A 9,051-nucleotide genomic window follows, 5' to 3' on the forward strand; every position below is an offset into this window, starting at 1 on the left:
GTTGCTATAATTCGCGCAGATCGCGATGACCTGCCGCTTCCTGCGTCTCCTGGCCGCGCTCGCGTGGTTGTGCCTTGGCGCCGGAGTGCCGAGCGCCGAGGCGCAGTGGTACAAGACCTACGAGGCGGGCGTCAAGGCGGTCAAGGATCAGAACTGGGCCGAGGCGGAAAAGAAGCTCGCGCAATCCGTCGAGGAAGCGCGCAAGGACGGACGATCTCCCGGGGCGAGCGTGCTGTGGTACAGCCAGATCCGCAAGCCGTTCGTTCCTGATTTGTACCTGGCGATCGTCTACGCCCATACCAACAAGCCTGCCGAAGCGAACGCCGCACTGGAACGAGCGGCGCGGCTGCTGAAGGCGAACGATCCCGAGTTCGTCAGCGCGCGCAGCCGCGTCGATGCCGCCTTGAGCAGCGCGGCGGCGAATGCCGCCAACACGGGCGCGCCTCCCGCGATTGATCCACCCAAGAGCAATCCGTCCACGACCGGCACTGGACCGCCGGGCCGCGGCGATGAGAGCGCGGCGCGCCGGACGCAGTTCGATCAGGACATGCAACAGGCCCGGGAGGAGCTCGCGGCAAAGCGGTTCGACACGGCCGCCAGCGCTGCCGCCCGCGCGCGGAGCTTGAACGTGAACGCCGCGCCGGTCGACGATCTGGTGAAGCGGATTGAGTTCGAGCGGCTGTTCACTTCGGCCGAAACTGCGCTCCAGGCCAGACAGTTCGATGCCGCGATCCTGTCGGCTGGAAAGGCACGCACCGCCGGACTGGAGCCGGCGCGCGCCGATGCGCTGATGCGTCGCATCGAACGCGATCGCGCGCTCGCGCAGGCGCAGACGGAACTCGACAGCCGGCGCTTCGCCGCTGCCCGCACGGCTGCCGGCGAGGCCAGCCGGCTCGGGGCGGATGCCGGCGCGGTGCGGAACCTGCAGTCGCAAATCGATCGCGGCCAGGCGGAGGACGCCGTGCGGCAGTCGCTTTCGGCCGGCGATGCGAAGACTGCCGCGGGCGCGATCGCCGCGTTACGCACGCTCGATCCGCGCAACGCGCAGCTCGCGGCGTTCGATTTATCGCTGGTCGCGCTGACGACCGGCGATGCGCAGCGGCTGGCGCTGCTGGCGTTCTATCAGGGGAATTACAAGGAGACGATACGGCTGCTGACGCCGCTCGACGCGGGCGCCCGTGCGCCGGCGCGCGTGCATTTCTATCTTGCCTGCAGCGAGGCTGCGCTCGCGCTGCTCGGACCGCCTGCCGAAGCGAGCGCCCGTATTCGAGCGGCGCGCCTGCGATATCAGCGGACCGCTGGACACAACGAACTGACGCAGGATCGCCGTTTCATCGCGCCAAAGATCCTGCGCGCCCTCGAGACCGGTGGGTAGTGCCGCGGCTACTTGCCGAAGCGCGCGACAACTGAGGCGGAGAAATAACGGCGTTGCGATGACATGTCCGTGCCGATGTTGAACTCGAACTGGTCCGACAGGGGCATGCCAAATCCGGCGCAGTAGTGCACGAGGCTCTTGCCGCCGGGTAGCGTTGCCTTCAGCCGTACGTCGATCTGGCTGTTCGAGCCGTCCGACAAATACGTCACCGCGTGATCCGGATCGTACCAGACCCCGAAACGAATTCCCGGATGATGCGCAACCTTCGTCAGGACATATTCCGCGCCGGCGTGCACTTCATTCGCATCCTCGATGCTGAGCTGATCCTGCGTGCCGGTGGAGATGGCCTGAAAGTCGATAAAGTCCTGCTTGACGCGTGAATACTGGATGCGGTCGTAATCGACACTGAACGACCAGTCGTCGCGCGGCTGGACGCGTATGCCGGCGCCGAAGACATTCGGCGATCGAAAATCTCCCGTACGCGTCAGCGTCGGCCGATCGGGAACGACGTCGGTCTGGGTGAAGGCGAGCGAGACGCCCTGGCGGAAAACCGCACCGACATGCACCTTGGGGGCAACCATCCAGAGCAGCCCGGCGTTGACTCCGGCCTGAGTCGAGCTGCCGGTCTGCGACGCGGTCGAACCGACGCTGCTGTGATCGACCGGGCCGAAGACGTTGCCGACAAATCCATATCTCGCGAAGTTGGACGTCAGGTCGAGGTGATAGATCGAGACGCCCGCACCCACCGAAAGGGCGCTGTTGATGCGATACGCGACGGTCCCTCCGTAATTCTCAATCTGAAGGTCGCGCGTGCCTTCGAGCGCGTTGTCACGCGCGGCGTTCGTCGGGTTGCCGGCAAAAATCACCTGCTCGAAGGCGCCGGCGGACGCGAATGAATTTTCCTGGTTCAGCAGCTCGTGCCGATAGCCCGCCAGCCGCCATCGGCCAGCCGGATACACAAACGACAAGTAGTAAGGCAAGGATGCCGAGTCGATGCTGTCCACATACAGGGGGCCGGCGATCGTGTCGGCGCCGATGTTGGTGACGGTTCCGGAGATACGCCCGCCCGCCAGGTACGGCGTTTCGAGACGCCGGTAGCGAAGCTCGGCCGAGAACTCCGGCTTGATCAAGGAGGTCAGACCCGCGGGGTTGGTGAATGCCGCCGTCGCATCGTCGGCAACCGCGACGAAGGCGCTTCCGAGCCCCAAGCTGCGCGCACCGGGATCGAGAAAGTCGAACTGCAAGGGAATCTGTGCGGTCGATTGTGCGTTCGCAGGCGCGGCGCCAAGGGCAAACAGCATCAACGCAACGACGCAGGTTGGCAGGGCCCGATCGAGATGTCTCATGCTCGTGTTCGCGCGGGCTGCGCGATTGTCAACAGCCCGTGTCCTTCTTGAATGTGACGAGTTTGGAAGTCACCGCGCTGCTCGTCGACGAGAAAACGGTTAGCTCGACCGGCGGGGAAACGGTGCCGTTTACAAACGTGCCGCAGGTCAGCGACGGATTGGAGATGGTGGCGGACGAGGACTGGAAATCGGGTGAACCGCCAGTGCGGTTGACCCGGAACTCGTAACGGATGATCGAGCCTGTCGATGCGGAGGCGTCGAACGTGCACTGGAGTTTTTGACCGCCCGCGCTCGCGTCGATCTGACAGGGCGACCCGTTCGTGCCGGGGGTTACCACGAACGACGCCGCCAGCACCGGGACCGACGTCGTTGACGTCGAAGTCGTCGACGATGTGCTCGTCGAGGATGTCGTCGTCGACGAACTCGTCGTCGTCGGAGTCGAAGTCGAGGTCGTCGTCGAGCCCGTCGAGGTTGTCGTCGTGGACGAGCCGGTCGAAGTTGTCGTCGTGGAGGTGCCGGTTGACGTGGTGGTCGACGAACCGGTCGACGTCGTGGTCGTGCTCGGCGAACTGCTGGTCGTCGAAGACGTGGTGGCTGCGGATGTCGTCGAGGTCGTCGCCGCGGAGGTGGTCGTGGAGGTCGATGGCTGCGACGGGCCGCTGCAGCTCGCTCCGGCGAGCAGGACCAGCAGCGCGACACCGGCGGCCATTCCCCTCTTCTGGAACACGGGCCTCGACTATACGGGAAGGGTTCACCCGAGGCAAGCCGGCGGAACCTCCGTTCCGAGCGCCGGTATAATCGCCCCAGACGCCGGCCCGACGAGCCCTGACGCGCCACCGTGCAGATTTCCGACCCGTTTGCCAACCGCTATAGCAACCTACGCCTCATCGGCCGCGGCGGCTTCGGGTCCGTGTATCGGGCGTGGGATGCGGAGCTCGAAATCGACGTCGCGGTCAAGATCCTGAAACCCGAGCTGGCCGAGGATCCCGACTGGCGCCGCCGCTTCCGCCAGGAAGCGACCGCCGCCAGCAGACTGAACAGCCACCGCAACATCACGATCATTCTCGACCGCAGCGAATTCGAGGGTCAGCCTTTCATCGTCATGGAGTTCGTCGAGGGAGAGACCCTCGCGAGGATGATCGAGCGGGGCGCGCCGCTGTCAGACAGCGAACGGCTGAAGCTCCTCGAGCAGCTGTGCTCCGGGCTCAATTTCGCGCACAAGAAGGACATCGTCCACCGCGACATCAAGCCCGTGAACCTGATGGTTCGTGAGGACCAGGACGCCTACGAGGCGCGCACGCTGAAGATTCTCGACTTCGGCATCGCCAAGGTGCTCAACAGCAGCCAGACCGCCACCGGATCGTTCGCGTTCACGCCGAGCTACGTGTCGCCAGAGCAGGTGCTCGGACAGGACGTGGACAAGCGCAGCGACATGTTCGCAGTCGGCGCCGTCGCCTACGAGCTGATGACGCTGCACAAGGCGTTTCCGATCGCCGGCGGGGATCCGTTCAAGATCATGGCGGAAGTACAGCGCCGGATCGTGGAGCAGCCGCACCCGCCGCTCTCGAACTGGCGGCCCGATCTCAACCCCGATCTGGGCCGGATCATCGATCGGGCGCTCGCCAAGGCCCCTGCCGACCGCTACGCCGATCTCGGCGAAATGGCCGCGCGGCTGCGCAAGGTCCGCGAGCGGATGGAGGAAGCCTCCGAAGAGTCGGGATCCGAGACGACGATCATCCTCAGCACCGCAACGCAGGACGCGATGATGAACGCGCGCCACTTCGCCGACGCGGGTGACTTCACGGCGGCGGTCAGGCGTTTGGAAGAGGCGAGCGTGACGGCGACGCTGCGCGAGCAGCGCGTCCTCGCCCAGGCGCTCGCGGAGGTCCGGGCCCGCCAGCGTGCCGACCTCGAACAGCGCCAGGCGCACAACGAGGAAGCGGCGCGGGCCGCGATTGCGCTGGCTCGATCGTCCTTTCTCGAGGGAGAACGAACCACCGCGATCCGGGTCCTCGCCGATTTCGATCCACCGTCGCTCGTCGCGCCGCAGCTCGCGCAACTGAAAGAGGCGGCCGCGCTCGCCGCCGCCGCCCAGCACGAGCTGACCCACGGCGACGCCGCCGCGCGCGACGCGGCGCTCGACGCGCTGGATGCGTTCGGCCCGCGCGATCTCGTCGCGGCCATCGCGCAGCGCCTGCGCGCCGACGCGCGCGAGCAGGATGCCACCGCGGCACGACAGCGCCAGGCGGATGAAGCGGCCAGGCGGGCCAGGCGGATCGTCCTCACCGGCGAACCCGACGCGCGACAGCGCGCCATCGACGAGCTCGCCGAGTTCACGGTGCCGGATCTGGTCCGCGAAGCGCTCGTCGAACTGCGCGATCTCGATACACGCCAGCGCGAAGCGGAGCGCGAGGCCCGCGAGGCCCGCGAGGTCAACGACCAGCGCGAGCAGGCGCGCCGCGCCGCCGAGGCCGAGGAGGAGCGCCAGGCCGAGGAAGCGAGGCGGCAGGCAGAGCAGGAAGCACGCCGCAAGGCCGACGAGGAGGCGAGCGCCCGCGCAGCGGAAGCGGAAGCGGCGCGACGCGAGGCTGAGGCGCACGCGCGACGACTGGCTGCGGAACAACTGGCCGCAGAACAACGGCTGGCTGCCGAAGAACGACTGGCTGCCGAACAGGAAGCACGCCGACTGGAAGACGAGGCCAGGCGCCGCGAAGCGGAGCGCACCGCCGCCGCAGAAGCCGAGGCCCGGCGCCGGACCGGGGAGGCTGAACAGGAGGCACGCCGCAAAGCCGATGAGGAGGCCCGCGCCCGCGCAGCGGAAGCGGCGCGACGCGAGGCTGAGGCAGAGGCGCAACGACTGGCCGCTGAACAACGGCTGGCCGCCGAAAAACGACTGGCGGCAGAGCAGGAAGCGCGGCGACTGGAGGACGCGGCCAGCCGCCGTGAATCAGAGCGCGCCGCCGCGGAGGCGCAGCGCCTGATCGACAGCGCGCGGGCATCGTTCATCGAGGGGCGCCGCGGCGAAGCCATCGCCATTCTCGACTCGGCACCGGATCCATCCCGCGTCGCGGCGGCGCGCGCGCTCCTGGGATCCGCGGCGTCGGCGGTCGATGCCGCGACGCTGGCGATGGCCGCAGCGTCGCAGGGACCGCGCGCCGAAGCGCTCGCCGAACTGGATCGATTCGAGGATCGGCCGCTCGTCGCAAACGCCATCACGGCACTGCAGGCAGAGCACCGGCGCCGCACCGCCGACGAACAGGCCGCCGAGGAGATGGCGCGGGAAGCGGCAGCGAAGCAGGCTGCCGCAGCCGCAGCGCGTGACGCCGAGAACGTATTCGCGGCCGGACGGATGGACGCCGCGATCGAGACGCTCGCCGCGCACTCGCGCGCCGACCTGGTCGCCGACGTGCTCGGGCGGTTGCGGGGGCTGGCGCACGCGGCGGCGGCCGCGGAATCGCGCGTCGGGACCGGTACGGCCGCGGAACGATCGGCGGCGATCGCGGACCTCTCCCAGACCGACGCGCGACTGCTCGCCGGCTCGATTGCCCGATTGCGCTCACTCGACGCCGCCAGGACCGCCGAGGAAGAGAACCGCGCTCGAGCCGCGCGGGAGCGGCTCGAGCTCGAACGACAGGCGACTGCACTCATCGCCCGCGCGCGCGCCGTCTTCGCGGAGGGGGCACCGACGGACGCCATCCGGCTGCTCGACGGCTTCGCCGCCCCCGATCTCGTCGGCGCCGAGCGGACCGCACTGCAGCAGGCCGCCGCCGCTGTCGCCGCCGCTCGCGATCGTGTCGCGGCGCCGCAGAGCTCGCCGGCGGCACGCGAAGACGCGATCCGCGAACTCGCCGGGCGCGAGCCTCGCGAGCTGCTGGCCCGCGCTGTCGACGATCTCCGGCGGCTGCACGATCGCCGGGTTGCCGACGAGCGGCGGGTCGCTGTAGAAGATGAGCGCCGCGCCGCCGCAGAACGCGAGCGGCGGCTCCGCATCGACGCGACGCTGCGTGACGCCCGCAGCGTGCCCGCCGCCGAGGCCCTGGCCCTCCTCGAAGCATTCGACCCGCCCGAGTCCGAAATCACCTCGCTCGCAGCCGAGCTGCGCGTGCAGTTGCGCGTCGGCGAACTGTGCCAGCGCGTCGCGGCGCAGCTCGATCGGGGACAGCTCGACGAGGCGCGCCGCGATCTGGCGCAGGCGCGGGCCCTCCGGCCGGCCGATGCCGGGGTCGCGTCTCTCTACGCGAGAGCCGTCGCCGCCCGCCGCCAGCGGCGGTCCGCGCGAGCCCGGCGAATCGCCTCGACATTCGGCGCGCCGCTCGGGCTGGTGATGGTGCTCGGGATTGGTGGATACGAATGGTGGACCCACAGATCGGCCACGCCCACCCGGGTCGAGCAGTCATCCAAGACGACCACCACGACTCCGGCCACGACTTCCGTTCCGGCGGCGATGGCGGTGCCGACGACGGTGTCGATCGACGCGGTCCCGTGGGCTCGTTTCACGATTACCTCGGTGACGAAGGACGCGCGGCAGCCGGCCGTCAGCGGTGAGACGCCGGCGCTCGTACAGCTCTTGCCGGGTCAGTACGAGGTTCGGCTGGAAAACGGTGACCTCACGAAGCCGCGGATCGAGACCATCACCGTCGGCACCACGCCCCTGTCGAACACGTTCCAGATGCCGGGCTTTGCCGCCGACCAGGTCGTCACGTCCCTGCTCGGCCAGCGACGGTAACGGCCGCGCGGGCCGACCATGCCTGCAGCGCTTGGCGCATCACGCGCAGGCCAACGTAGAAATTGCACGGCTCGTACAGCGGTAAGACGGCTGGGATCAGAGAACCGCGCGATCCTCGTGCGTTGGAGGCCCGCGCCGCGGGCGCGCTCTTTGCCCGCCTTGAGGCATGTTCAGCACTGACATAACTGAATACGTACGCCACAGCTACGACACGCTCGAAGAGGCGTGCGTGGCCCACGCGGACGCGGCGGTGCGGGTCGCGCGCTGGAACACGATCTTTCGGGTGGCGACGCTGACGACGAGCGGAGCCGCCGCGGCCGCCGCGGTCGCGGCCGCGACCTGGCGTCCCAGCTGGTTTCTGGCGTCGGCGATTGTCGCGGCGGCGGCGTTCGCGGCCTGCGCGGCCTACGTGGGGTTCAACCAGCAGCCGCGCGTCCACGGGCATCGCGCCTGCTCGGCGCGGCTGTGGGTCGTCTGCGAGCAGTATCGGGAGCTGCTGACCGAAATGCAGGAGGGGCGGATCGAGCTCGAGGCGTTGCGGACGCGCCGTCACGCGCTGTTGCGCGACGCGGCGGCCGTGTTTGAACATGTCGCGCCAGCGGATCGGCACACGTTCGAGATCGCGCGGCGGGCGCTGGGGTCGCGTTCGGGGGCGCCGATGGTGCCGCCACCGGTGCCGACGCCGGCGGGCTAGCGACGCCGGCGGGAGGGGTCGGCGGTGCGTCTCCGCCGTACATGAAAACAGCCCGTCGCGGATGCGACGGGCTGTGCGATGAATAATCCCGGCAGTGACCTACTCTCCCACGCAGTTACCCACGCAGTACCATCGGCGGTAGAGGGCTTAACTTCCGTGTTCGGAATGGGAACGGGTGTGACCCCTCTCCTATGACCACCGGGAAAGGTGATCTTGGCGAGTTGCCTGGGGTCTCCCGGCGGCACGCCCGATATCGGCGCGGCGTTCGAGAGTCGTCCCAGACTATGTCAAAGAGCGGGGCAGGCGTCGGGGCCTGCGCCACGTCAATTGAATATCCTGCAAACGGTAGTCTCTCCCGGCACAACTCCACGCAATGCGTGCACGAGAAAATTAATGGTCAAGCCTCACGGGTGATTAGTACTGGTTAGCTCCACGCCTCGCGGCGCTTCCACACCCAGCCTATTGCCTGGTAGTCTTCCAGGACCCTTTAGAGGCCTTGCGGCCTGGGAAGTCTCATCTTGGGGAGTGTTTCACGCTTAGATGCATTCAGCGTTTCTCACGTCCGAACGTAGCTACCCGGCGCTACCCCTGGCGGGATAACCGGTACACTAGAGGTTCGTTCAACCCGGTCCTCTCGTACTAAGGTCAAGACCCCTCAAACTTCCTCCGCCCATGACAGATAGAGACCGAACTGTCTCGCGACGTTCTAAACCCAGCTCACGTACCACTTTAATCGGCGAACAGCCGAACCCTTGGAACCTGCTACAGCTCCAGGATGTGATGAGCCGACATCGAGGTGCCAAACCCTTGCGTCGATGTGAACTCTTGGCAAGGATCAGCCTGTTATCCCCGGCGTACCTTTTATCCGTTGAGCGATGGCCCTTCCACGCGGAACCACCGGATCACTAAA

6 protein-coding genes and 2 rRNA genes are annotated in these 9,051 nt (G+C 67.7%); 4 read left to right on the top strand and 4 right to left on the bottom strand.

What is annotated here, in order from left to right:
- The first annotated feature begins 25 nt into the window (after window positions 1–25).
- Complete coding sequence (locus VGI12_14690; GenBank protein ID HEY2433920.1) at window positions 26–1,375, top strand: hypothetical protein; 1,350 nt, start codon at window positions 26–28, stop codon at window positions 1,373–1,375.
- Between the two features lie 8 nt (window positions 1,376–1,383).
- Here VGI12_14690 and VGI12_14695 read toward each other — a convergent pair whose 3' ends face one another.
- Together VGI12_14695 and VGI12_14700 are read right to left on the bottom strand one after the other, a co-directional pair.
- Window positions 1,384–2,721, bottom strand: coding sequence for an outer membrane protein transport protein (locus VGI12_14695; protein ID HEY2433921.1), 1,338 nt, complete (start codon window positions 2,719–2,721; stop codon window positions 1,384–1,386).
- Between the two features lie 28 nt (window positions 2,722–2,749).
- Entirely contained in the window at window positions 2,750–3,058 is a 309-nt protein-coding gene (locus tag VGI12_14700) for a hypothetical protein (protein ID HEY2433922.1), read from the bottom strand.
- Here VGI12_14700 and VGI12_14705 point away from each other — a divergent pair.
- The 3 genes from VGI12_14705 (at window position 3,042) to VGI12_14715 (ending at window position 8,141) form a co-directional block, all read left to right on the top strand.
- Window positions 3,042–3,686 (top strand): hypothetical protein, encoded by a 645-nt coding sequence (locus VGI12_14705; protein HEY2433923.1) that lies wholly within the window; start codon window positions 3,042–3,044, stop codon window positions 3,684–3,686. The genes VGI12_14700 and VGI12_14705 overlap by 17 nt on opposite strands.
- Window positions 3,632–7,447 (top strand): protein kinase, encoded by a 3,816-nt coding sequence (locus VGI12_14710; protein HEY2433924.1) that lies wholly within the window; start codon window positions 3,632–3,634, stop codon window positions 7,445–7,447. The genes VGI12_14705 and VGI12_14710 overlap by 55 nt, the downstream gene beginning before the upstream one ends.
- 166 nt (window positions 7,448–7,613) lie before the next feature.
- Window positions 7,614–8,141, top strand: a complete 528-nt coding sequence (locus VGI12_14715) for a hypothetical protein (GenBank protein HEY2433925.1) — start codon at window positions 7,614–7,616, stop codon at window positions 8,139–8,141.
- An 86-nt stretch (window positions 8,142–8,227) separates the two neighbouring features.
- Here the strand turns inward: VGI12_14715 and rrf are convergent.
- A 5S ribosomal RNA gene (gene rrf, locus VGI12_14720) occupies window positions 8,228–8,344 on the bottom strand.
- A gap of 190 nt (window positions 8,345–8,534) precedes the next feature.
- A 23S ribosomal RNA gene (locus VGI12_14725) occupies window positions 8,535–9,051 on the bottom strand; the annotation flags it as partial.

It is taken from the genome of Vicinamibacterales bacterium (assembly GCA_036496585.1).
In the GTDB taxonomy this organism is placed as follows: Bacteria; Acidobacteriota; Vicinamibacteria; order Vicinamibacterales; family 2-12-FULL-66-21; genus JAICSD01.